Genomic DNA, 26,738 nt, shown 5'->3' on the forward strand with positions numbered 1-26,738 from the left:
AGATATGGAATATCGTGTTGATCTCGTAGTCCTTTCTGAGCAGAAACAAAACTGCCGCTTTGGCCTCACCTTTCATAACTTGAGCGACCAAGACCTAAACAGCTGGAGCTTAACTTTCGCTTTCGATCGTTACATTCTTCCAGACAGCGTTTCAAATGGTCAACTGACTCAAATTGGTAGTTTTTGCACACTTAAGCCAGAAGGGGTGGTACTGGCTGCCAACCATCACTATTACTGTGAATTCAGTATTGGTTCGAACCCATTCCGTTATTACTCGGATGGCTTTAACGAAGCGATGATCAACTTTGTCGTTGATGGAAACCCACAGCGCGCACAAGTGGATGTCACGCCTATCGTATTAGCTTCACCATACCGTGAACGCAGTGAGATTCCTGCAAGTTTAACCCATGCACAGCCCTTGCTGCCAAAACCAAACCATATTGAGGTCAGCGATCACTATTTTAGCTTTGATCATCATGCTGGCGTCGCGGTTTATTCAAGCCTGGCCAATTCAGCTAAAGAATGGCTACTTGATGAGCTTAAGCGCATTCACCAATTTGAGTTCGCATCAGACAATGGCAGTCAGATCATCTTCAAAGGCAACCCAACCTTGGATGAAGGCGCTTACAAACTGAAAGTAGCCGAAGAGTCAATCAAAATTGAAGCAGGATCTTCGTCTGGTTTTACCCATGCTTGTGCAACGTTATTACAACTAATCAAAGTTGGCGATCAACCTAACTCAATGGAAGTAGTTTGCTGTTCAATCAAGGACAGGCCACGTTTTCGTTACCGCGGTATGATGCTGGATTGTGCTCGTCATTTTCACTCCGTTAAGCAAGTCAAACGCTTGATCAACCAACTGGCTCATTACAAGTTCAATACGTTCCATTGGCATCTTACCGACGATGAGGGTTGGCGAATTGAAATCAAATCACTGCCTCAACTGACCGATATTGGTGCTTGGCGCGGATTGGATGAGATCAATGAACCACAGTACACGCACTTTGATGAACGTTACGGCGGCTTCTACACACAAGAAGACATCAAAGACGTTATCGAATTTGCATCGCAACGCGGCATCACCATCATTCCTGAAATTGATGTACCTGGTCATTGCCGAGCCGCCATCAAGTCGTTACCACACCTATTGGTAGAAGCGGAAGATACCACCGAATACCGCAGTATTCAGCATTACAACGACAACGTCATTAACCCTGCTCTGCCGGGGAGTTATGAATTTATCGACAAAGTGCTAGAAGAAGTCTCTGCACTTTTTCCTGCGCCTTACGTTCATATTGGTGCCGACGAAGTACCTAACGGCGTATGGTCAAAAAGCCCAGCATGCCAAGCACTAATGGAACAACTGGGTTACAGCGACTACAAAGATTTGCAAGGACACTTCTTGCGTTATGCCGAAGACAAACTTCGTAAATTGGGCAAACGCATGCTGGGCTGGGAAGAAGCTCAACACGGCGACAAAGTCAGTAAAGATACGGTGATCTACTCATGGCTAAGCGAAGAAGCGGCATTGAACTGTGCTCGCCAAGGCTTTGATGTGGTGCTGCAACCAGCACAAACCACTTACCTAGATATGACCCAAGACTACGCACCTGAAGAACCGGGCGTGGACTGGGCAAACCCACTGCCACTAGAAAAAGCTTACAACTACGAGCCGCTCGCTGAAGTGCCTGCTGACGACCCAATACGTAAGCGCATTTGGGGCATTCAAACAGCATTATGGTGCGAAATCATCAACAACCCATCGCGCATGGACTACATGATTTTCCCTCGCCTAACTGCCATGGCAGAAGCATGTTGGACTGAAAAACAACACCGCGATTGGACCGACTATTTATCACGTTTGAAAGGTCACCTTCCTCTGCTCGACTTGCAGGGAGTGAATTACCGTAAACCGTGGAAGTAATACCAAGCTAGATGCCAACGTATCACGCTTAAACAGTTTTTAAATTTTTGGCTGCAGGCGCAGCTTCGTAAAAAGGAAAGACACAAATGAAATACGGCTATTTCGATAACGAGAATCGCGAATACGTCATCACTCGCCCTGACGTACCAGCACCATGGACCAACTACCTAGGTACTGAGAAGTTCTGTACGGTTATCTCGCACAACGCGGGTGGCTACTCGTTCTACAACTCTCCAGAATACAACCGTGTTACTAAATTCCGTCCAAATGCGACATTCGATCGCCCAGGACACTACGTTTACTTGCGTGATGATGAGACAGGTGATTACTGGTCAATCTCTTGGCAACCAGTTGCGAAGAGCCTAGACGAAGCAAACTACGAAGTTCGTCACGGCTTGTCTTACTCTAAATTTAAGTGTGAGTACAACGGTATTGAAGCTGAAAAGACGCTATTCGTACCAAAAGGCGAAGACGCTGAAATCTGGGATGTAGTGATTAAAAACACCTCTGACAAACCACGTACGATCAGTGCATTCTCATTTGTTGAGTTCTCATTCAGCCACATTCAATCTGATAACCAAAACCATCAGATGTCTCTGTACTCGGCAGGTACGGCTTACAACGAAGGCGTGATCGAGTACGACCTGTACTACAACACCAACGATTTCGAAGGCTTCTACTACCTAGCTTCAACATTTGCCCCAGATTCATACGACGGCCAACGTGACAGCTTCCTAGGCCTATACCGTGACGAAGCAAACCCGTTAGCGGTAGAACAAGGTAAGTGTTTCAATACAGCGCAAACTTGTTACAACCACTGTGGCTCTTTGCATAAGCAATTTACTATTCAGCCGGGTGAAGAAGTTCGCTTTGCTTACATTCTCGGTATCGGTAAAGGCAACGGAGAGCGTCTGCGTGCTAAGTACCAAGACCTTGCAGAAGTCGACAACGCATTTGCGGGTATCAAAGCACACTGGGATGAGCGTTGTGGCAAGTTCCAAGTGAAATCACCAAACGAAGGTCTAGATACCATGATCAACGCTTGGACGTTATACCAAGCGGAAACGTGTGTGGTGTGGTCTCGCTTTGCTTCATTCATCGAGGTGGGAGGCCGTACTGGTCTTGGTTACCGCGATACAGCGCAAGATGCGATCTCAGTTCCTCACGCTAACCCTGCAATGACGCGTAAACGTATCGTTGACCTACTGCGCGGTCAAGTGAAGGCGGGTTACGGTCTACACCTATTCGATCCAGATTGGTTCGATCCAGAAAAAGCAGACGTTAAACCATCGAAATCACCAACAGTTGTTCCTACTCCATCTGATGAAGACAAGATTCACGGCATCGAAGACACATGTTCTGATGATCACCTATGGCTAGTTCCAACCATCTGTAAGTACGTGATGGAAACCGGTGAGCACAGCTTCTTTGACGAAGTGATCCCTTACGCAGACGGCGGTGATGCAACCGTTTATGACCACATGAAAGCAGCGCTAGACTTCTCGGCTGAATACGTCGGTCAAACCGGTATCTGTAAAGGCCTGCGTGCAGACTGGAATGACTGTCTGAACCTAGGTGGCGGCGAATCTTCAATGGTGTCGTTCCTACATTTCTGGGCACTGCAGGAGTTCATCGACCTAGCGAAATACCTAGGCAAAGAAGCCGACGTTGAAAAATACACAGTGATGGCAGCAAACGTTCGTGAAGCGTGTGAAACTCACCTTTGGGATGACGAAGGCGGTTGGTACATCCGTGGTCTGACGAAAAATGGCGACAAGATCGGTACTGCGCAACAAAAAGAAGGTCGTGTACACCTAGAGTCAAACACACTTGCGGTACTTTCTGGTGCGGTATCTCAAGAGCGCGGCGAAAAAGCGATGGACGCTGTCGATGAGAACCTATTCTCTGAATACGGCCTCCACCTAAACTCACCATCTTTTGCAACACCGAATGATGATATCGGCTTCGTAACTCGTGTTTACCAAGGCGTAAAAGAGAACGGTGCGATATTCTCGCATCCAAACCCATGGGCTTGGGTAGCTGAAGCGAAACTGGGTCGTGGTGATCGTGCAATGAAGTTCTACGATGCGCTAAACCCATACAACCAGAACGACATCATCGAAAAACGTATTGCAGAACCATACTCATACGTTCAGTTCATCATGGGTCGAGACCACCAAGACCACGGTCGTGCAAACCACCCATGGTTAACAGGTACGTCAGGCTGGGCTTACTTCGCTGTTACCAACTTTATCCTTGGTGTGCGTACAGGCTTCGATGGCCTAACTATCGATCCATGTATCCCAACGAACTGGCCTGGTTTCGAAGTGACTCGTCAATGGCTAGGTGCAACGTACAACATCAAAGTAGTTAACCCAGACTCAGTAAGCAAAGGCGTTAAGTCGATTACTGTGAACGGTGAAGCAGTGAATGGTGCCTCTGTCCCAGTTCAAGCGGAAGGTTCAGTAAACGAAGTTATCGTTACTCTAGGTTAATCATCTTTTGGAGGAGTCCTTCTCCCCTTTTGATTTATCCGGTGCATTTATGTTTTACAAGTGCATCGGTTCGCTAGCAAAGATTTAAGAGGCGGTGGGATGCCGCTCTTATCGAGGATCGAATCATGATCAAATTTGGTACAGGCGGTTGGCGTGCATTTATCGGTGAGGAGTTCACTAAAGATAACGTACGCTTGGTTGCCCAAGCAGTTGCAAACATCACGAATAACGAATCGGTTGCTGATCGCGGTTTTGTGATTGGCTATGACCGTCGTTTTCTTTCCGATAAAGCAGGTCGTTGGTTCGCTGAAGTTCTAGCAGCAAACGGCATTGTGGTCAGCTTTATCGACAAATTTGTCCCAACACCTATCGTAATGTTTAAAGCGAAAGAAATGGGCTGCGCATACTCGGCATGTATTACCGCATCACACAACCCTGCCGATTACAACGGCATTAAAGTCTTCATTGAAGGCGGTCGTGACGCAGATGAAATCATCACCCAAAAAATCGAATCACAAATAGACGCGCTCACTGCGCAAGATGTAAAAAGCGTCGACTTTGAACAAGCGGTTGAAGATAAGCTGATTGAAATCATCAATCCGATGAACGAATTCGTTGACTCAATCATCGACTTTATCGACATCGAAGCGATCAAGAAGGCGAATTTACGTGTTTTGATCGACCCAATGTTTGGTGTCGCGAAAAACGCACTGCAAACCGTATTAATCAACGGCCGCTGTGACGTTGATGTGATTAACGATGGCAAAAACCCAGATTTCGGTGGGTTAATGCCTTCGCCAAGCGCTGCAACACTCTACCGTTTGATGCACCTAGTGAAAGAGCAAGGTTACGATATTGGCATCGGTACTGATGGCGATGCGGACCGTCTTGGTATTATCGACGAAAAAGGTAACTTCATTCATCCAAATGAAGTGCTACTGCTGCTTTACTACTACCTACTTGAATACAAAGGCTGGAAAGGCTCCGTGGTACGTAACATCGCAACCACCCACCTTCTCGATAAAGTCGCCGAAGATCATGGCGAGAAATGCTTTGAGGTTCCTGTAGGCTTTAAGCACATCAGTTCCCAAATGGAAGCGGATGACTCACTGATTGGCGGGGAAAGCTCTGGTGGCCTAACCATTCGCGGCCACATCAAAGGTAAAGACGGCGTATTCGCATCAAGCCTATTGGTAGAAATGATTTCAGTAACCGGCAAGAAGCTGTCTGAGTTACTGGATGAAATCTACGGCAAGTACGGCTATGCCTACATGGCAGAAGGCGATTGCAAGTTCAAACCAGCGCAAAAAGACGTACTGTTCAACAAGATTTATGTTGAAAAGCAGTTGCCTGAGTTTGAGTTTGAAATCGAAAAAGTCAGCTACGAAGATGGTGCGAAAGTCTACTTCAAAAACGGCGGTTGGATCATCGCTCGCTTCTCTGGTACTGAGCCACTGCTACGAATTTTTGCAGAGATGCAAGATAAGGACACTGCGGAACGTGTTCTTCAACAGTTTAAAGACTTCTTGTCTTTATAACTGAACCTTGTGCCCGCTTCGAGCACTATGATGAGAGTCGACGCTGTCTGAAAAGGCGCTCATCAACAGGAGAAGAGCACTTGCCCGGCCCCACTGCCGGGCTTTTTTATTGTATGTTGGAAAGTCGTAAACGAGATAGCAAAGATACTCAGGAGCGTTAAGCAAATGCCAGGACGCCTTGCGTTTCAATTTTTACCGCGACGGACTCACCTATATTTAATGCTTGCGAAGCTGTAGCTAACAAACGATCACCATTTGCGTTAATCACATAACGGCAGTGATCACCCATAAAATGCTGTTCCAATACGGTTACCGAACTATCTTCATCGGATTGAATTTGCACATGCTGCGGTCTTAGCAGTAAAGAGCACTCCGCCTGTACTGGAATATCTTGTTGAGCCGTGGCTTCAACCACGCCCAAGTGGGTTTCATATTCTGAATTCGAAACTCGTTTAGCAGCAAGGTAACTGCCACCACCTAAGAAATCAGCGACAAATTTACTTGAAGGTTGGTAGTAAAGCTCAGATGCTGTGCCATATTGCTCGATGACTCCATTGTTCATCACTGCCATTTTATCGGCGAAAGCAAAAGCCTCTTCACGGCTATGCGTAACAAAAATGGCAGTCACACCTTGGGCCTTAAAAATCTTACGGATCTCACTTATCAACTCATGGCGAACTTGCGTATCAATATTAGAAAACGGTTCATCCAGTAACAGTAAGTCTGGGCTGTAAGCTAATGAGCGAGCAATCGCAACACGCTGCTGCTGTCCACCAGACAATTGGTGAGGATAACGATCGCCATAACCTTGAAGATGCACGAGTTCTAACATCTCTTGAACTTTTGCATTTTTCTCTTTTGTCGAGCACTGCTTTAAGCCAAAGGCAATGTTTTGCTCCACCGTCAAGTGAGGAAAAAGTGCGTAATCTTGGAAAATCATCCCTATATTACGCTGTTCTGGCGGCAACCAGTTTTCCCCATCATCAATTGTGACGCAATTTAGACTCATTTCGCCTGACGTTAACGGCAATAATCCCGCAACGGCCTTTAATAGTGTTGTTTTCCCACAGCCACTAGCTCCTAGCAAACAGACAATCTGCCCTTGTTCTACCTCAAGAGACAATGATTCGAGTACGGTTTGATCGTCATATTGGCACGTTAGGTTTTTAATTGATAATGCACAGCTCATCAGTGATTTTGCTCCAGTGAACGGTTAACAACAACAAGCGGGATCAACCCAACAAGAACCAACAGAACCGCTGGCAAAGCGGCCAATTCTAAATGCTCATCCGAGGCGAAGTTATAAACGTATGTGGCTAGTGTTTCAAAGTTAAACGGACGAAGTAACAAAGCCGCATTGAGCTCTTTCATTGACTCGATAAACACTAATAAAGCCGCAATCAGTGCACCGCGCTTAACCAGCGGAAAGTGCACGCGCCACAGCATGGCATTGGGCTTACAACCCATAGTGCGCGATGCCATATCTAACGACGGAGAAATTTTATTTAAATTACTCTCGATACTACCAATCGCTACCGCGGAAAAGCGCACAACCATGGCAAATACTAGTGCGAACATGGAACCAGAAAAGATAAGTCCCGGCCTTCCCCACTCCATGGCTTTAGCAACGTCGTTGACACGATGATCCATAAACAGCACAGCGACCATCACACCGATGGCTAGTACCGTTCCTGGTACTGCATAGCCCATAGAAGAAAGACGCATAAATGCCAAGCTTTCTCGTTTACCATTGACTCGATGGGTAAAGTTAACGATCAGTGCGACAGCAACACCAATAATCGCAGCAATAACAGACACAACTAAGCTGTTCCATGCGTATTCACGAAACTCTGAGGTCCAACTCTGCGCAAAATAAGTGATCGCATAATCAATCAGCTGTAGTAGCGGCAAAATAAACGCGACCGAAACCAAGCCCCAGCACCAAACTAGTGCGGTCCACTTTTTCCAGCCCGTCAACTCGTAACGAAAATCTTCGTGACTGTTAAATTGGCTTTGAAAAAGCTTTTGTTTACGGCGGCTGTATCGTTCGGCACTAAGAAGCAGTACTACAATGACGAGCATCATGGCAGAAATCTTGGCTGCCGCATTAAGATTAGAGTACCCCAACCAAGTATCGTAGACCGCTGTGGTTAACGTATTCACCGCGAAGTAACTTACCGTACCAAAGTCACCAATGGTCTCCATTGCGACCAATGATAAACCCACTGCGATAGAGGGTCTTACTAACGGCATCGAGATGCGCCAAAAACTTTCCCATGGAGAGCACTTGAGCAAACGCGCGCTTTGCAATAAAGAGACATTTTGCTCCATAAACGCAGCCCGGCACAATAAATACACGTAAGGATACAACACCAAAGCTAACACAAAGGTCGCGCCAGGCAACGTACGAATGTCAGGGAACCAATACTCGCCAGGTCCCCATCCGGTTACATCACGCAAAAAGATCTGAATCGGGCCTGCAAAATCAAACCAATCAGTAAAAATATAACCAATGATATAACCTGGCATTGCAAGAGGTAGCACCAATGCCCACTGCAACCATTTTTCGGTCGGCAGTTTACACATGGCCATTATCCAAGCGCTTGGAATACCAAGAATTAAGGACAGCACCATTACGCCAACAGTTAGCGCAACCGTGTTAAAAATATAAGTCGGCATGACCGTTGCCATTAAATGAGCAAACAAATCATCCGTTTCACCAATTGCGGTGTAGAAGATCGCTAAGATCGGCAAAACCAGTAGCAGAGTTATTACCCCACTACTGGTTTTCCATAAAGAGTGTTTATCTTTCATCGCCTAATTACTGCAAGGCTGTATGAAATACAAATGCTGTTGCAAATACATCTCATATCCTTTAATCAAATGGGGGTACTGTTATACCCCCACAAGGAATTAAAGGTCAAATTTCACTTCATCTAATAGCTTAATTGCCGCTTCGTGGTTGGCTGCAATATCGTCTAGAGAAAGCTTGTCTGCTTTAAAGTCACCCCAAGATTCCACAAGCTCAGAACGCTTCACGCCTTCTTTAACTGGGTACTCGTAGTTAACTTCTGCGTACATTTGCTGCGCTTTGTCACCCGTTAGGAATTCCATTAGCTTCACAGCATTGTCTTTGTTTGGAGAGTACTTAGCCATCGCCATACCAGAGATATTCACGTGAGTGCCTGTAGTCTCTTGGTTAGGGAAGTTGATGTAAACTGCATCAGCCCAAGCTTTTTGCTCTTTGTCGTTAACCATTTTACCTAGGTAGTAGCTGTTACCTAGAGAAACATCACATAGGCCTTCTTTGATCGCTTTAACTTGTGCACGATCGTTGCCTTGTGGTTTGCGAGCAAGGTTTGCTTTCACGCCTTCTAACCACTCTTTGGTTTCTGCTTCGCCATTGTGAGCAATCATTGCTGAAACTAGAGAAACGTTGTACGGGTGCTTACCGCTACGAGTACAAATTTTACCTTTGAACTCTGGCTTAGCTAAGTCTGCGTAGTTGAAATCTGCGCCTAGTTTACCTACGCGATCACGTGATGAATAAACGCTACGAGAACGTAGAGTTAGAGCAAACCACTCATTCTCTTTATCTTGGTATTGAGCAGGTACGTTTTCTTCAATGATTTTGCTATCGACTTTCTGAACTAAACCTTTGTTTGTCAGTTCAGCTAGACGGCTGATGTCTGTCGTAAGAATAACGTCAGCAGGGCTGTACTCACCTTCTTGAGCTAGCTTTTCTGCTAAGCCTTTTTTAGCAAATTTTACGTTTACTTTGATACCAGTTTCTTTAGTGAACTCATTGAACATAGGTTCAACTAGGAAAGGTTGACGGTAAGAGTAGACGTTCACTTCTTCAGCAGCCATTGCTGTTGGAGCTAGAGTAGCGCAAGTTAGTGCTGAAAGAGTTAGCAGTTTTTTCATTGTTTAATCCTTTACCATGCTAATGATAACGTTTATCAGTTGCGTTATTATATGTATGTTCAATAAGAAGACAATGACGAATATTAAAAAACCTGCTCATCGGAGCAGGTTTTATTGTGTTAAGTGTGTAACCATTTATTACAAGCTAATGATTATTTCACCGTAACAAACTCTGGGTAAGCACCAACACCACAATCATGCATGTCCATACCTTCCATTTCTTCATCTTCTGTAACGCGAATCCCAACGGTCGCTTTCAAGATTGCCCACACAACTAGGCTAGCACCAAATACCCAAGCAAAGATAACTACGGCACCTAAAAGCTGTGCACCAAACGTTGCATCACCGTTGCTCAGTGGCACTACCATTAGGCCGAAGAAACCACACACACCGTGAACTGAGATAGCACCTACTGGATCGTCAATTTTAAGTTTATCTAGAGCAATGATACTGAATACTACTAGTGCACCCGACACCGCACCAATCGCAACCGCGTACAGTGGTGATGGCGATAGAGGGTCTGCAGTGATGGCAACCAAGCCAGCTAGCGCGCCATTGAGGATCATCGTTAAATCGGCTTTACCCCAAGTAGTTTTACAAACGAATAGCGCCGCAATTGCACCAGCAGCCGCTGCTGCGTTAGTGTTTAGAAAGATCTGACCTACCGCTGTAGCATTCTCAAAATCTGAAACCATCAACTGAGAACCACCGTTAAATCCAAACCAGCCAAACCAAAGGATAAAAGTACCCAACGTTGCCAAAGGCATGTTAGAACCTGGAATCGGATAGATTTCACCATTTTTACCGTACTTACCCTTACGCGCGCCAAGCAGTAACACACCAGCAAGAGCAGCAGAAGCACCTGCCATATGTACGATACCAGACCCCGCAAAGTCACTAAATCCAGCTTCTGCTAGGAAGCCTCCACCCCATGTCCAGTAACCTTCCATTGGATAGATAAACGCAGTTAAAATCGCAGAGAAAATCAAGAAAGACCAAAGCTTCATGCGCTCAGCTACCGCACCAGAAACGACGGACATAGCAGTTGCAACGAAGACAACTTGGAAGAAGAAGTCAGACTCTAAAGAGTGGTCGGCCCCTTCACCTTGAGTACCAATTAGCGTACCAAATGAAGGTAACCAGCCTCCTTCTCCATTATCGACATACATGATGTTATAACCGACAATCAGAAACATCGTGCATGCGATGGCGTACAAACAGATGTTCTTCGTAAGAATTTCTGTTGTGTTTTTAGAGCGCACAAGGCCAGCCTCTAGCATCGCAAAGCCTGCTGCCATCCACATTACCAACGCACCGGAAATGAGGAAGAAAAAGGTGTCAAGTGCGTAACGTAACTCGGTTACTGTTGTTGTTAATTCCATAATAAGTATCTCCAATCCTTTGAATTCTTAAAGTGCTTCTGCGTCCATTTCGCCAGTTCGGATACGCACCGCTTGGTTCAGATCGTAAACAAAAATTTTACCGTCGCCGATTTTTCCGGTTTGCGCAGCTTTTGTAATTGCTTCAACAACGCGATCTACATTGTCTGCGTGAGTCGCGATTTCAATTTTCACCTTTGGTAGAAAATCGACTTGATACTCTGCACCGCGATACAATTCCGTGTGACCTTTTTGACGACCGAACCCTTTAACTTCTGATACTGTCATCCCTTCGATACCGACATCAGCCAATGCTTCTCGTACATCGTCTAATTTAAACGGCTTAATAATGGCATTGATTATTTTCATTGAGTTATCTCCGAAGCTTTCATCCTGAAACACTTCTTATAATCCAATCTACGTGCCAAGTTTTTAAGTTATTGAATAATAAAAACTAACCTCAATTTACATATCTATAAACAAAAAGGGCGCACCATATCGGTGCGCCCTTTTCACAAATTTAAAGCAACGGCAGAGAAGTTACCCAAAACTGTGCATTAAATGTTCAAAAAGTCTTTCCACTGTTCGATAAGTGCCATGAAATCCTCTATCCCACAACTTGCTGTACTTTCTGCATTGTAGAAGTCGAACTCACTTTCCATCTCGACATCATATTCATGGGCTAATGCGTTTTCTTGTACAAGAACTTCGTCGCCCTGAATCATCAAGCTAATTTCCGTGCCTGTAAGGTTATGCTCCTGAGAAGGCGCTGAAAATGACCGCTCAATTAGCTTTTCAACCTGTGCAATCTTCATCGGATCTTTACCAATTTCTTCTTGCAACCAGCGCCCTACAATCTCATGTCCCATGCTACATTTTACGTAGTACTCGCCCATCAACGTGTTACGAATGAATTCAAATTCCACCGAGATTGCCTATTTCGTATCAATTTGGTGCGAGTATAGCGAATTGCTCCCATAAAAAAAGCACCTCATGTGAGGTGCTTTTGAATTGTGCATTTCTGATTATGCCGGTTCTTGGAAGATCACTTCGTCCGCTTTCTTGGTGTATTGATCCATTTTATGGAAGTTCAAGTAGCGGTACGTATCCGTTGCCGTAGCGTCGATTTGCTTCGCGTATTCTAGGTATTCTTCTTTGGTTGGAATCTTACCTAGGATTGCACCTACTGCAGCTAGCTCAGCTGACGATAGGTAAACATTCGCACCAGTACCCAGACGGTTCGGGAAGTTACGCGTTGAAGTCGACATTACTGTTGATTTATCTGCAACACGCGCTTGGTTACCCATACAAAGTGAACACCCTGGCGTTTCAATACGAACCCCTGCACGTCCGAAGATACCGTAGTAGCCTTCTTCAATCAGTTGGTCTTTATCCATCTTTGTTGGTGGCGCTACCCAAAGGCGCGTCGCTAACTGGCCATTGAACTTATCAAGCAATTTACCTGCTGCGCGGAAGTGACCGATGTTCGTCATACAAGAACCGATGAACACTTCATCAATCGCTGTGCCTTGTACTTCAGACAACAAACGAGCGTCATCTGGGTCATTCGGTGCACATAGTACTGGCTCATTGATTTCAGCCATATCGATTTCAATCACATGTGCGTATTCAGCGTCTTTATCTGCTTGCATCAGCTCAGGGTTTGCTAGCCACTCTTGCATTGCAGTAATACGGCGCTCGATAGTACGGCGATCACCGTAGCCTTCAGAGATCATCCACTTCAGCATCACGATGTTAGAGTTTAAGTACTCTTCGATCGACTCTTGAGACAATTTCACAGTACAACCTGCCGCCGAACGCTCTGCAGATGCATCAGAAAGCTCAAATGCTTGCTCAACCGTTAGCGTTTCTAAGCCTTCAATCTCAAGGATACGGCCAGAAAATTCGTTGATCTTGCCCGCTTTTTCTACCGTTAGTAGACCTTGCTGAATCGCGTAGTAAGGGATGGCATGAACAAGATCACGCAGTGTAATACCCGGTTGCATCTCACCTTTAAAACGAACCAAGATTGACTCTGGCATGTCTAGCGGCATAACGCCTGTCGCAGCTGCAAAGGCAACCAAGCCCGAGCCGGCTGGGAATGAAATACCCAGAGGGAAACGAGTATGTGAGTCACCACCCGTACCGACAGTATCCGGTAGTAGCATACGGTTTAGCCATGAGTGGATAATACCGTCACCAGGACGAAGAGATACACCACCGCGGTTCATAATAAAGTCCGGAAGTGTATGGTGAGTGTTAACGTCTACTGGTTTTGGATAAGCCGATGTGTGACAGAAAGACTGCATGACAAGATCAGCAGAGAAGCCGAGACACGCCAAGTCTTTAAGTTCATCACGAGTCATAGGGCCAGTAGTATCTTGCGAACCTACTGTCGTCATTTTCGGCTCACAGTAGGTTCCAGGACGGATGCCTTCTACGCCACATGCTTTACCAACCATTTTCTGTGCAAGCGTGTAACCCTTGCCAGAATCTGCGATTTCACCTGGTTTGCGGAATACGTCCGAAGGCTCAAGACCTAGCGATTGACGCGCTTTGTCTGTCAAACCACGACCGATGATCAATGGGATACGACCACCAGCACGAACTTCATCAATCAGTACTTCTGTTTTTAGCGAAAACTCAGCTAAAACCTCACCAGTTTCGTGGTTGCAAACTTTACCTTCATATGGGTAAACATCGATAACATCGCCCATGTTGAGCTTAGTTACGTCAACTTCGATTGGTAGTGCGCCAGCATCTTCCATTGTGTTAAAGAAGATAGGGGCAATTTTGCCACCAAGCACATACCCACCAGCTCGTTTGTTTGGAACGTAAGGGATATCATCACCCATAAACCAAAGCACTGAGTTGGTTGCAGATTTACGTGAAGAGCCAGTACCAACAACATCACCAACGTAAACCAATTGATGGCCTTTGTCTTTTAACTCTTCAATTTGCTTGATCGGGCCAATAGTACCCGGTTGATCAGGGTTTATTCCTTCACGCTCGTTTTTAAGCATCGCCAGTGCGTGTACTGGGATATCAGGGCGAGACCAAGCGTCAGGTGCAGGTGAAAGGTCATCCGTGTTCGTTTCACCTGTTACTTTAAATACGGTTAGAGTGACTTTTTCTTCAAGCTTAGGCTTAGAAAGGAACCACTCAGCATCAGCCCATGATTGAAGTACTTTCTGTGCATGCGCATTGCCTGCTTTCGCTTTCTCTTCTACGTCATAGAAAGCATCAAACATCAGCAGCGTATGAGACAGCGCTTTTACTGCGATCTCTGCCAGTGCTTCATCATCCAATAGCTCAACTAGCGGTTCGATGTTGTAACCACCTTGCATAGTGCCTAGCAGTTCAGCCGCTTTTTCACGACTCACTAATGGTGATTTAACTTCACCTTTTGCTACTGCTGTTAGGAAACCCGCTTTTACATAAGCAGCTTCATCAACACCTGGAGGGATACGGTTTTCAAGTAGGTCAAGAATGACTTCTTCTTCACCTTGCGGGGGATTTTTCAGAAGTTCTACAAGTCCAGCAACTTGTTCTGCGTCTAGCGGTTTAGGAACAACTCCTTCAGCAGCACGCTCTTCGACGTGTTTACGGTAGGCTTCAAGCACGACTTTTTCCTCTCATTGCGGTTCCTCCTCTATTATTACTATTGTTAAAGTAAAGGAGTGAACATCCTTGGAAACTTGGCTCTCCATTGCCCTTGTTTTCATTCAATTATGATTGAGAAACAGCGCCGTAGAGGCCAAACTGTGGGCAAAATAATAGCAAATTTAACCTTAAATTAAAATCTTATCATTTTGACCAACATAGCAACTTACGACTAAAGTTCTGCTAATTTTGACCAAATATGCCAAGTTTTTGCTTTCTCATACCCGATTAATTAAACGATGTTCCTACGATCAAATACACAGCATCCAAATCTTGCTCGGTACGACCGTATGCCAACATTATTGGTCCTATTGGTGAGTCAACACCAAAGAAGATGGAGCCAGCATTGTAAAGCGGCGCTTCGTTTAGTTTCAGATCATTATCAGACCAAACACCGCCATATTCGACCGATGCGCCCAGGTAGACTGGAGCTTCAAACAATCCGAAATCATTATCAAACCACTTATATCGGTACACCAAACTGCTGAAAAATAAGTTCTGTCCGATCAGGCTATTTCTTGGGATTCCCGATAGGCTTAAGAAGCCGCCCAACTCTCTGGGATCAAGCGGTAAAGATGAGTTTTTACTCTCTACAAAACTATATTCAGCATGTCCGACTAAAGTATGACGCTGATGACTCACTGCACCTTTAAATCGTGCAGAGATTTCATAAACGGTATCTTCAATAATTTTGTCAGTTTCTAAAAGGCTAACGCCTTGAGGACTTTGATCATGAGACACTAAATATTCGAGATCGACTAAAAGCCCACGAGTCGGAAATGCGAAATCATCAAGTGTATCTAGGCGATAATTGGCAAACAGGCCACGACGTTCAAAATCCAATTTACCAGCAGAAGCCAAAGTAGAAAGCTCAATATCTCCGGTTGAGTAGCGAGCGCCAAATCGAAGTTCTTGCCACAATGTGGGTTGGATACCTATCGCTAACTCTGTTGTAAAATCATCGTAAGTGACCGGAAAAAAGTCATTTACTGACTCTAAATCTGGTGCTTGAGGCTCTGTTAAAGGTAAGTTTCGGCTCTCACTACCATAGGAAATTCGCCCCGATACAAAAAGTTCTTGGCTAGATAAAACAGGGGAATACAACTCAGCTTCAATCAGCTTATCCGTGCCCATTTCTACGTTGAACGCCAACTCCGCGCCATGAGAGTTTAAATTGGTAAAGTTGGTCGATATTCCTATGCCGTACTGGCTATCTGTATCGAAGTCATCTTCAAGAAAAAATCGGAAGTTGAGATAATTAGGCCCCCACGACTTCTCGTTAACATCAAAAACCAACAATGTCTCACCATCCACCTCTTCAAAGTGATAAGTGATGAGCTCGAACCTATCTAACGCGTAGAGGTTTTCAACGGCTTTCTCAATTTCGGCCGTTGAAATACGACGTCCGGTTTCTAGTTCAATACGATTCGTCAATAGCACATCGCTGTAGTGCGTGTTATTTACAATCACAATATCATCAACCACACGCTGATCGCCATAAATCAAAGTTTTACGAACTTCTTGTTTGCGATCGATGTATTTTTGATAGTCCGCGTTGGACAAGCGTAACTCTTTCAGCTTGTCTTTTAATTGCTTGGTAATATCGTACCCAGCTTGAAAAGCCCAAGGCATTTTGTCGAACTCGACGGTTTCCATGGTGCCCACATTGGGACGAATATAGATATCTTGAGGTTCAAGCTCGTCCACTTGCTGTTGTGTACTACGACGAACGAGATAGTTAGAGAGTTGGTCCGCGACAGTAAACAGCCCCGTAAATTCATCTTCGGTTTTGTAGTCGGTGCTAATATCGACGGCAATAACGACATCAGCCCCCATGGCGCGAGCCACATCGACAGGCATGTTATTGACGACACCGCCATCGACAAGCATATGGCCATTGAGCTTATAGGGAGGAAGCGCTCCTGGTACAGACATGCTAGCCATCATGGCGTCCACAAGGTAACCATTGCCCAGTACGACTTCTTCTAGGGCAAGAATATCTGTCGCAACAGAACGATAAGGAATGGCAAGCTCATCAAAAGAATCGAATCGCCCTAAGTTCCCTGTAGTCTCACGCAATACTCGCAACATGTTCTGGCCTTGCACCACACCCGTTGGTGCTCGTACCTCACCGAACCTTAAGCCGAGATCGGTATTAATTTGATAGCGGTCTTCATACTCTTTGTCACGAACTCGACGTTGGCTACGGTCAACACGATCTCGATAACCGCTGCCCCAATCGACGGTGTAGATAAAACTCTCAATTTCATCAGCACTCATCCCCGTGGCATAGAGCCCACCCACATAGGCGCCCATACTGGTACCGGTCACAATATCGACAGGGATCTGCATTTCTTCCAATGCTTTTAAAACCCCAATGTGTGCCGCCCCTTTCGCTCCGCCACCAGCTAGCACAACCGCCACCTTTGGTCGAGGTTCCAAGTCATCCGTTTTTGTTAGAGAGTTTGCGAGGGAAACAGAAGGAGTGATCATCAAAAAGGTACTAACCCAAAGCGCAAAGTTGCGAACCGATGGGCTTGATAACAGCTTTTTGAACATTCACTTCTTCCTTTATTGAATATCTGATCAAGTAGGGCGTGCTAGCAGTACTGTACTAACACGCCCTAATATGTACTAAGAATTAATCAGATAAACAAGCTAATGTTGTTGATTTGGCGATGCTACCAATCAAATATGCTATTTAACCAGTTTGATTTCTTCTCACACTGTTGCTTTATCTGACCGGTTTTATCCCAAACCGGCAGTTTGTAATCACTACGGCAGTTCATTTCTAAACCTCCATCAGATGTAGGCTTGAACCCTAATGTGGTGATTTCTCTTGGCCATGGGAGCTCTAAGCGCTCAGGAATACGCTGCTTCAAGTACTCTGCGTACACTCGTAATGCACCACTCGACCCCGTTAGATTCACGGGTTTATTATCGTCGCGGCCTAGCCAAATTGTCGTCACCTCACGACCATCAACACCGACAAACCAACTATCGCGGTTATCATTACTGGTACCCGTTTTTCCTGCCAATGCAGCCCAACCAAACTGGCTTTGTAAGAAGCGGCCAGTGCCTTGAGCAACCCCTTGTTTCATCGCGTAGGTCGTTAGCCATGCTGCTTGTTCATCCACGGCTCTTGATGAACGAGGCAAGGATTGATACAGCACATTACCTTCCATATCCATGACTGAGCGCAGAGCGGTCAGTTTTGCACGCTTACCTGAATTCGTCAGAGTCTGATACATCTGTGCGACTTCGAATGGCGTCAAAGAAAACGAACCCAAAAACATCGAAGGCACTGGGCGAATTTCGTCTTTGTTCACGCCCAAACGCTCTAAAGTATTGGAGACTTCAGGAATGCCAAGTGCCATACCTAAGCGCACGGTTGGTACGTTAAGTGATTTCGCTAAAGCAATGTAAAGTGGCACATCACCACGATATTTTCTATCGTAGTTGCGCGGCGTCCACACGTTACCTTTACTGCTCTTCAGACTTAACGGCGTGTCGTGTAGCGTCGTGCCTAGGTTGTATTTATCCGGTTGTTCTAGAGCCGTTAAGTAAATCGCTGGTTTCACTAAAGAACCAATCGGACGACTGGCATTGAGCGCGCGGTTAAAGCCTTCATAACCGACACGTTTACCACCAACCATCGCACGGATTTCACCACTATGGCGATCAACGGCCACAGCAGCGGCTTCTAACTCTTTACCACCCCGTTTAGCTAGTTCTGGGATCTTTTTCGCGATAGCTTGTTCCATTTTGCTTTGCGATACTGGGTCCAGAGACGTAAATACGCGCAGTCCGGTCTCTGCTTTAAATCGCTCCCCAACTTTTTCTTTTAATTCAATGCTCAATTGTTGGAAATAAGCTGGCTGACGGCTCGCAATACGTGGCTTGCTTTGCGTATCGAGTGGACGACTTACAGCTTGTTCATACTGCTCTGAAGTCAACATGTTTTGCTGCATTAACAGGCGCAGAACGAGATCACGACGCTCTTTCGTTCTCTCAGGGTAACGAATTGGGTTGTAGTAAGACGGTCCTTTTACCATCCCAACTAACATCGCCAGTTGATCGATTCGCAACTCCTGAATTGGCTGCCCAAAATAGTAACGCGACGCCAAGCCAAACCCGTGGATCGCTTCACCTCCACTTTGACCTAGGTACACTTCGTTTAGGTAGGCTTCTAAGATACGATCTTTGCTGTAACGGTAATCCAAGATTAGCGCGATATACGCTTCTCGAACTTTACGCCACAGTGTTTTATCACGAGTCAAAAACAGGTTTTTTGCCAATTGCTGAGTCAGCGTACTACCACCTTGAACAGTACGACCCGCCTTAATGTTCGCAACCAATGCACGTGCAATCGCGAGCGGTGACACCCCGTCATGTTGATAAAAATCCCGGTCTTCGGTCGCAAGCAGTGCATCCACCAAAATTTCAGGGAACTGATCACGACGTAAGAAAAGGCGCTGTTCATCACGGTCTTTCTCCAGCATGCCCAACATCTTCGGTTCTAGGCGCAAGTAACCAAGGTCTCCTCGAGATTCTAAAGACTGAATACGTTGCAAACCGGAATCAGAGAAATGCAGCATAATGTGACGATCTGGCTCGGGACCATCGGCAAACTCGAATGGACGACGAATCAATTCAATCCGAGTGGAAGAAGAGGAATATTCGCCTGGGTAACGAGGTTGACTCACTTTACGGTAATTCAACACATCTAGCTCGTTGCGCAGTTCTTGGATGGTGATATTCTCACCAGGGCTTAGATTCAAGATACGGGCATAAACCACCGTTGGCAGCTCAAACAGCTGGCCTTCAAAGCGTTCTTTCACCACACTATCTAAGTAAATCCCAACAAACAGCAAAACAGCGGCAAGTGCAACGCCAGCTTTCCAGCTAAACGACCACAGAACTTTCAACCACGAACGTTTCTCGTTAGTCGGCTTTTTACTCGGCGTACGTCGAGTCTGTTTTGCGGCTCCTTTATTGGTTGTACTTTTCTTCGCTGGCGCTTTTTTCGCGCTAGGCTTCTTGCTGTCAGTCATTATTCAATTGTCTTTTTGTTTTCGTTGTTGCTACATGATTGGCAGGATCATCTGGCCAAACGTGTTTTGGGTAGCGCCCTTTCATCTCTTTTTGAACGTCTTTGTAGCTTCCGTTCCAGAAAGCCGCCAAGTCCGACGTTACTTGCAATGGACGTTGTGCCGGTGAAAGCAGTTCAAGCACCAAACGCTTGCGGCCAAGAGCCACCGTTGGGGAACCACTCTCCCCAAATACTTCTTGCATACGCACCGATAATATCGGCTCGTGGCCATATTGGTAACGGATACGCTTCTTTGAACCTGTGGGTAGTTGGTAATGCTCAGGTAACCATTCATCCAGTTGTTGATTGAGAGGCCAACCTAATCGAGCATTAAGCGCTTCGACCAAGTTTATCTTGCTCAGGTCTTTAACCGAGCTGACAGACGTCATGTATGGTTCTAACCACTCCTCTAATGAATCCAGCAAACTGGCTTCATCAAACACTGGCCATGACTGCTCAGGTAACCATTCCACCGCACAACGAATCCGAGCCAACAAGCTCTCCGCTGCCGGTGTCCAGTTTAGACTCTGTAAGCCCTGGCGGCGGACATACGTGAGTAAAGCTTGTGTCATTTTTTCTTTGCCCGGGCTTGGCAACGGCTCGCGTTCAACGACCAGCAGACCGAGTTTTGTTTGTCGCTCAGCTATTAGACGGCCTCTTTTTTCATCCCAGTCCACTACTTCTTCAGACGAAAATAGCGTATCAAAGGTCGTTCGCAATATATTGACATCCAATTCACATGCCGAATGAATTTGACTTGAATTAGAATGAGAACGCATTAAGTCAACGGCAACCAAATACTCACAGCCACCTAGCATGTCTTCCTGATGACATTCTGCACCATGACCATTAGCCAAAGTAAATCGCCCAAATTGATTTGTGCGCTGCTGCGCAATGCGATCTGGAAATGCCAAACTTAACACCAGCGGTAATGCATCTTCATCCACGCCTTTCAGGTCAAATACCGTATCCAATTTGTACGCCAGAGATTGAGCACGCTTGAACAACATCGACTTTTTTGGATGAGTACCAACAAGCCAACGATGCAAGCTATGAGCGATATTGGTAACATTTCTCTCTGGCTCTTCAATCAGTGCGACCGCCGCCAAAGCAGCATTTAACATATTATCACTGTAAGATAGCGCTTTAATTAGCATCGCAGCCGCACGAGGCTCAACGCCTAGTTCATGCGCCTGTTTTCCTTCGGACGTTAATTGCCCTTTTTCCGTCAGTAGTCCCAATGACACCAATAGCTGCTTCGCTTGTTCCAATGACGCATTAGCGGGAACATCAAGCCACTTTAGATCGTGGATATCACCCGTTCCCCAAAAGGCAAGCTCCATAACTAAACTAGCCAAATCGGAATGCAAAATTTCGGGTAGGGGAACCAGCGGTTGCTGCTTGAACTGGCTTTCAGAATAAAGACGAACACAAATGCCCTCTTCTATTCGTCCCGCTCGTCCTGCACGCTGAATCGCTGAAGACTGTGCAATGCGTGTTTGCTCTAAGCGTGTTAAACCGTTTTTCAAATCAAAGCGGGCAATACGCTCTAACCCAGAATCAACGACGAGGCGAATGCCTTCAATCGTTAGTGAAGTTTCTGCAATGTTGGTCGCTAGAACGACTTTACGCTTACCTTGTTCTGCTGGCGTAATCGCTTTTTGTTGATCTGCAAAGCTCAGTTGAGCATAAAGTGGGCATACGTCGATATCATCCGCTAAATGAGACAACCGCTCTTCAATTTGTTTTATGGCACCAACACCCGGTAGGAAAGCTAACAAAGATCCAGACTCTTTGTTCATAAGACTTTCTATTGTTTTTGCCATACTCGTAGGTAAATGCTCGTTCACACCTAACGGCTGGTAGCGCATTGCCACATCAAAGCTGCGCCCTTCAGATTCAATGTAACTGGCTTCTGGCAACAACGATTGTAATGCTTGTTGGTCAAGCGTTGCCGACATTACCACCAGCTTGAGATCGTCTCGCAATGCCTCTTGAACTTCTAAACTGAATGCCAAAGCGGTATCGGCATGAATGCTGCGTTCATGAAACTCATCAAAGATCAGTAGATCAACCCCATCCAACTCCGGGTCTGTTTGGATCATCCGAGTCATAATCCCTTCGGTTACGATCTCCAGCTGCGTTGCTGAGCTTACCTTTGCCTCACCACGGACTCGATAACCCACGCGTTGACCTACTTGCTCTCCCAATTGCTCAGCAAGATAACGGGCAATGTTACGCACCGCGAGTCGTCTTGGCTCAAGCATGATAATTTTTCCAGCAACCGAATGATTTAAGAGTAACTGCAAAGGGAAGTAAGTCGACTTACCGGCACCAGGCGCCGCTTTTAAGATCACTTGATGTTGATTTTTGACCGCCGTCAGCAACTCAGGCATCACGGCTTCAATCGGCAATTGTGACAAAGGAAATACCTTATGGTGTAATGGTGGCAACATTGTACATAAAAAATTTTTTGTCTAAATAAGCAAATGCATTTCACACCCGCTTTAGAGTCCGCCACTCTACTCAAACGCTATAAACGCTTTCTTGCCGATATCGAGCTCGATACTGGTGAAATCCGTACAATCCACTGCGCAAATACAGGTGCAATGACGGGTTGTGCAACGCCCGGAAACAAAGTTTGGTTTTCTACTTCCGACAACCCGAAACGAAAATACCCCAATAGTTGGGAGTTGAGTGAAACCGAACAAGGCCACCGTATTTGTATCAATACCGCGCGCGCCAATCAATTAGCCGTAGAGGCTATTGAAAATAATGTCATTTCAGAGCTTTGTGGTTATGACACACTTCAAACTGAGGTGAAATACGGCAATGAAAATAGCCGAATTGATATCTTGCTCAGCGCAGACGACAAGCCAAAGTGCTATATAGAAGTGAAAAGCGTCACTCTTCTTGATGAGACCGACTCTACTGGACAAGGATACTTCCCAGATGCGGTCACGACTCGGGGACAAAAACACCTGAGAGAGCTCACAGAAATGGCACAAAATGGAAGTAGAGCCATACTTTTATTCACTGTTTTACATTCAGGTATTGAAAAAGTATCCGCGGCGCACCATATAGACGCGAAATATTCACTATTACTCAAACAAGCACAAGACGCTGGAGTGGAAGTTCTCTGCTACAAAGCTGAACTGAGCGATACTGGAATGAAGCTGATTTCCGCTATTGATTTTATCAATTAAGAGAAAAAATGATGTCGTCTTCACATTGACGATAACTTTGCGATTCAGTATTTGCTTGCACCGCCTCTTTTTGCTATAGATACCCGCCTTAAATTGACTGCGTAGCAGTTGACTAGGTGTAAGTAGGAGATGCTGTATGCCAGAATCAAAGAAGAAAACGATAGGCATCCTAGCCATTGCCGGCGTGGAGCCATATCAGGAAAAACCTGGTGAAGAGTACATGTCACCAGAGCAGGTTGAACACTTTACGAAAATCTTAACAGCTTGGCGCGACCAGCTAAGAGCTGAAGTGGATCGTACTGTTCACCACATGCAGGACGAAGCAGCAAACTTCCCAGATCCAGTTGACCGCGCCTCTCAAGAGGAAGAGTTCAGCCTAGAACTGCGTAACCGTGACCGCGAACGCCGTTTGATCAAGAAGATTGAAAAGACTTTGGATAAAATCAAAGAAGACGATTTTGGCTTCTGTGAGTCTTGTGGCGTAGAGATTGGCGTTCGCCGTCTTGAAGCACGTCCAACCGCTGACCTTTGTATTGACTGTAAAACACTTGCAGAAATCAAAGAGAAGCAAATGCAAGGTTAATCACCCAGCATTATGATTGTTGAAGGGAGCTCAGGCTCCCTTTTTGTTTTGGCTATCTTCGCACCCTATTTGTTTACTAAATTCGAGATACACGCATGACACGCTATGTAGGTCGATTCGCCCCATCTCCTTCTGGTCCACTGCATTTTGGTTCACTGATTGCCGCTCTTGGCAGTTATTTTCAAGCGAAAGCACAAAACGGAGCTTGGTTAGTACGTATTGAGGACTTAGACCCACCAAGAGAAATGCCAGGTGCAGCGCAACTTATCCTAGAGGCACTCAAGGCCTATCAGCTGCATTGGGATGGAGAAGTGGTATACCAGAGCGAACGTCACGACCTTTACCAAGCTCAAATAAACAAATGGCTCGAAAATGGGGAAGCCTATTATTGCCAATGTACTCGTAAGCAAATTAAAGAGCATGGCGGTTTTTATCCTGGCACTTGCCGCGATAAAAACTTGAAAGACGGCGCGATTCGCCTAAAAATGACCAAGCCTGTCGCTCATTTCCTCGACCAAAAGCGGGGAACCATTACTATTCCAGAGCAACTCGTTAATGAAGATTTCATTATTAAACGTCGAGATGGATTATTTGCTTATAATCTTGCGGTAGTATTGGACGACATCGACCAAGGCGTCACAGAAGTCGTGCGAGGTGCAGACTTAATCGAGCCGACAGGGCGTCAAATTAGCCTGTACCAAATACTTGGTCAGCCTGAAGTTAGCTACTTGCATTTACCATTGGCGATGGACAACAACGGCAATAAATTGTCGAAACAAAATCACGCGACGGCTATTGATATAGATACACCAAAACCTACTCTATTGCGCGCCATGACATTTTTAGGTTTCGAGATACCTGAAACCGTAAGGGCGGCCAACATAGAAGATATTCTTCGTTGGGGCTGCGAAAACTGGCGCTTGGAACAGCTTCCAGCAGAGATCGAGATCACACCGTGATTCTCAAATGGCATTGTGTAGGCTATCATTAGCCGCAAATTAGGCCCTAGAGGCGTATAAAACTAACCAAAGCAAGATTGGATTAAACCCAGTTATTGCCAGATGCACATGAATACAAACGACTATACACCAAGCGAACCTGCCACAATTCCAGAGCTCGCTCTCAATGTAATAACTCGTGAAGAGCACAACATTTCGCGTAAGCAGATCAGTGATAATGCGCTGAAGGTACTGTACCGCCTAAATGGTGCTGGTTTCGATGCTTTTCTTGTGGGTGGCGGGGTTCGAGACTTACTGCTTGGACAAAAACCAAAAGATTTTGACATTGCGACCAACGCAACGCCGGAACAGATCAAACAGCTATTTCGTAACTGCCGTTTGATTGGTCGCCGCTTCCGCTTGGCTCATATTATGTTTGGCCGAGACATCATTGAGGTTGCGACATTCCGTGGTCACCACCAAGAGCAAAAGAATAAGAGCATTTCTCAGCAATCAAAAGAGGGTATGCTGCTGCGTGACAACGTCTACGGCACCATCGATGAAGATGCTGAGCGCCGTGATTTCACGATTAACTCGATGTACTACAACATCGCAGATTACTCGATTCACGACTACGCACGTGGTATTGAAGATTTAGAAGATCGCCTAATTCGACTGATTGGTGATCCAGAAACACGCTACCGTGAAGACCCTGTGCGCATGCTGCGTGCGGTTCGTTTCGCGGTAAAACTAGACTTTGATATTGAAGAAGACACCGCAGCGCCAATCGAACACATGGCACCGTTGCTCGGTGACATTCCGTCAGCGCGTCTTTTTGAAGAGTCACTCAAATTATTGCAATCCGGTCATGGCTTAGAAACCTACCACCTACTGCGTGAGTACAACCTATTCCAGCAACTATTCCCGACGATTGCAGCGCACTTTACAGAAGATTACTCCTCTCACACTGAGCAGATGTTGGATCTTGTCCTAGATTCTACCGACATGCGCATCGAAGATGGGAAACGCATCAATCCAGCATTTATGTTTGCTGCAATGCTGTGGTACCCACTGTGTGCGAAAGCCGATGAACTGATGGAAGAGCGCAACTTAGGCCATTACGACGCCATTATGGAAGCGAGCAACATCATTCTTGACGAGCAAGTTCGCACAATTGCCATTCCAAGACGCCACACCGCAACCATTCGCGAGATTTGGCAGTTACAGCTTCGTCTTCCACGACGTAACGGTAAACGTGCATTCCGTCTTATGGAGCTCAATAAATTTAGAGCTGGCTTTGATTTTCTTGAAATGCGCGGTGAAATTGAAGGTGGTGACACTCAGAAGCTTGCCAAGTGGTGGGAAACTTTTCAAAATGCAGGCCGAGAAATGCGTCAAGCAATGGCTGCCGACTTAGACGGTCAATCACCGAAAACAGGCCAGCGCCGCCGTAAAACTTATCGCAAGAAAAAGAGTAAGCCCAAATCATGATTACAGCGTACATTGCGGTAGGCAGTAACTTGGCGGATCCTGTCAGCCAAGCGAAGCAAGCGATTGAAGCATTAAAAACGCTGCCTAAATCAGAGTTTGTTCAAGCTTCTTCGCTATACAGCAGCACGCCAATGGGGCCACAAAACCAACCGGATTACATCAATGCGGTTGTGTCTATTAACACCAGTTTGACGCCTATTGAATTGCTCAATTGCACACAAGCTATAGAGCAAGAACAAGGGCGTGTCCGTAAAGACGAACGCTGGGGACCAAGAACCTTGGACCTCGACATTGTGCTTTATGGCAATGAGGTGATTAATTCCGAGAGGCTGATCGTTCCTCATTATGGAATGAAAGAGCGTGAATTCGTACTCTACCCTCTTGCGGAAATTGCACCAAGTTTACAACTCCCTGATGGGACCGAGGTCTCTGAACTACTGGAACAAGTAGATAGAAACGGCCTCAGTATCTGGCAGTCATAGCCAACTCCTAGTAAGGATAA

Annotated in this window: 18 protein-coding genes; 8 read left to right on the forward strand and 10 right to left on the reverse strand. The window is 45.9% G+C overall.

What is annotated here, in order from left to right:
• Positions 1–4 precede the first annotated feature (4 nt).
• The 3 genes from IJ23_RS04920 to IJ23_RS04930 all read left to right on the forward strand — a co-directional run bounded on the left by IJ23_RS04920 (position 5) and on the right by IJ23_RS04930 (position 5,957).
• Positions 5–1,924, forward strand: coding sequence for a beta-N-acetylhexosaminidase (locus tag IJ23_RS04920; RefSeq protein ID WP_033905581.1), 1,920 nt, complete (start codon positions 5–7; stop codon positions 1,922–1,924).
• A gap of 86 nt (positions 1,925–2,010) precedes the next feature.
• Positions 2,011–4,419: a GH36-type glycosyl hydrolase domain-containing protein gene (locus tag IJ23_RS04925; protein ID WP_033905583.1), complete on the forward strand. Its 2,409-nt coding sequence runs from the start codon at positions 2,011–2,013 to the stop codon at positions 4,417–4,419.
• Positions 4,420–4,544: 125 nt separating this feature from the next.
• Entirely contained in the window at positions 4,545–5,957 is a 1,413-nt protein-coding gene (locus IJ23_RS04930; protein ID WP_033905585.1) for a phosphoglucomutase/phosphomannomutase family protein, read from the forward strand.
• A 157-nt stretch (positions 5,958–6,114) separates the two neighbouring features.
• On the opposite strand, the gene IJ23_RS04935 is transcribed toward IJ23_RS04930, so the two are convergent.
• From IJ23_RS04935 to hrpB, 10 genes are all read right to left on the reverse strand, one after another.
• Positions 6,115–7,146 (reverse strand): ABC transporter ATP-binding protein, encoded by a 1,032-nt coding sequence (locus IJ23_RS04935; protein ID WP_005380055.1) that lies wholly within the window; start codon positions 7,144–7,146, stop codon positions 6,115–6,117.
• Positions 7,146–8,771 carry an ABC transporter permease gene (locus IJ23_RS04940; protein WP_005386564.1) on the reverse strand — a complete coding sequence of 542 codons (1,626 nt, stop codon included), beginning with the start codon at positions 8,769–8,771 and terminating at the stop codon, positions 7,146–7,148. Before IJ23_RS04940 ends, IJ23_RS04935 begins: the two co-directional genes overlap by 1 nt.
• A gap of 99 nt (positions 8,772–8,870) precedes the next feature.
• Positions 8,871–9,884: a Fe(3+) ABC transporter substrate-binding protein gene (locus tag IJ23_RS04945; RefSeq protein ID WP_005386566.1), complete on the reverse strand. Its 1,014-nt coding sequence runs from the start codon at positions 9,882–9,884 to the stop codon at positions 8,871–8,873.
• 152 nt (positions 9,885–10,036) lie between these two features.
• On the reverse strand, positions 10,037–11,266 hold the full coding sequence (locus IJ23_RS04950) for an ammonium transporter (RefSeq protein ID WP_005386568.1): 1,230 nt from the start codon (positions 11,264–11,266) through the stop codon (positions 10,037–10,039).
• Positions 11,267–11,293: 27 nt separating this feature from the next.
• A complete protein-coding gene (locus IJ23_RS04955; protein WP_005386570.1) occupies positions 11,294–11,632 on the reverse strand; it encodes a P-II family nitrogen regulator in 339 nt (112 codons plus the stop codon).
• Between the two features lie 188 nt (positions 11,633–11,820).
• On the reverse strand, positions 11,821–12,189 hold the full coding sequence (locus IJ23_RS04960; RefSeq protein ID WP_017635908.1) for a YacL family protein: 369 nt from the start codon (positions 12,187–12,189) through the stop codon (positions 11,821–11,823).
• 99 nt (positions 12,190–12,288) lie between these two features.
• Complete coding sequence (acnB, locus tag IJ23_RS04965; protein WP_005380009.1) at positions 12,289–14,886, reverse strand: bifunctional aconitate hydratase 2/2-methylisocitrate dehydratase; 2,598 nt, start codon at positions 14,884–14,886, stop codon at positions 12,289–12,291.
• Positions 14,887–15,154: 268 nt separating this feature from the next.
• Positions 15,155–17,485: a patatin-like phospholipase family protein gene (locus tag IJ23_RS04970; RefSeq protein ID WP_033905586.1), complete on the reverse strand. Its 2,331-nt coding sequence runs from the start codon at positions 17,483–17,485 to the stop codon at positions 15,155–15,157.
• Positions 17,486–17,607: 122 nt separating this feature from the next.
• Entirely contained in the window at positions 17,608–19,980 is a 2,373-nt protein-coding gene (gene mrcB, locus IJ23_RS04975; RefSeq protein WP_017820402.1) for a penicillin-binding protein 1B, read from the reverse strand.
• Positions 19,973–22,441 carry an ATP-dependent helicase HrpB gene (gene hrpB / locus IJ23_RS04980; protein ID WP_033905587.1) on the reverse strand — a complete coding sequence of 823 codons (2,469 nt, stop codon included), beginning with the start codon at positions 22,439–22,441 and terminating at the stop codon, positions 19,973–19,975. Before hrpB ends, mrcB begins: the two co-directional genes overlap by 8 nt.
• A gap of 66 nt (positions 22,442–22,507) precedes the next feature.
• On the opposite strand from hrpB, the gene sfsA reads away from it, so the two are divergent.
• From sfsA to folK, 5 genes are all read left to right on the forward strand, one after another.
• Positions 22,508–23,224, forward strand: a complete 717-nt coding sequence (gene sfsA / locus IJ23_RS04985; protein WP_017635909.1) for a DNA/RNA nuclease SfsA — start codon at positions 22,508–22,510, stop codon at positions 23,222–23,224.
• A 136-nt stretch (positions 23,225–23,360) separates the two neighbouring features.
• Positions 23,361–23,807, forward strand: a complete 447-nt coding sequence (dksA, locus tag IJ23_RS04990) for an RNA polymerase-binding protein DksA (protein WP_005386584.1) — start codon at positions 23,361–23,363, stop codon at positions 23,805–23,807.
• Between the two features lie 95 nt (positions 23,808–23,902).
• On the forward strand, positions 23,903–24,766 hold the full coding sequence (gluQRS, locus tag IJ23_RS04995; RefSeq protein WP_005386586.1) for a tRNA glutamyl-Q(34) synthetase GluQRS: 864 nt from the start codon (positions 23,903–23,905) through the stop codon (positions 24,764–24,766).
• Positions 24,767–24,868: 102 nt separating this feature from the next.
• Positions 24,869–26,236: a polynucleotide adenylyltransferase PcnB gene (gene pcnB / locus IJ23_RS05000; protein ID WP_005386589.1), complete on the forward strand. Its 1,368-nt coding sequence runs from the start codon at positions 24,869–24,871 to the stop codon at positions 26,234–26,236.
• On the forward strand, positions 26,233–26,718 hold the full coding sequence (folK, locus tag IJ23_RS05005) for a 2-amino-4-hydroxy-6-hydroxymethyldihydropteridine diphosphokinase (protein WP_017635910.1): 486 nt from the start codon (positions 26,233–26,235) through the stop codon (positions 26,716–26,718). The genes pcnB and folK overlap by 4 nt, the downstream gene beginning before the upstream one ends.
• The last annotated feature ends 20 nt before the right edge of the window (positions 26,719–26,738 follow it).

The sequence above is a fragment of the Vibrio sp. OY15 genome (genome assembly GCF_000742455.1).
Taxonomy (GTDB): Bacteria; Pseudomonadota; Gammaproteobacteria; order Enterobacterales; family Vibrionaceae; genus Vibrio; species Vibrio alginolyticus.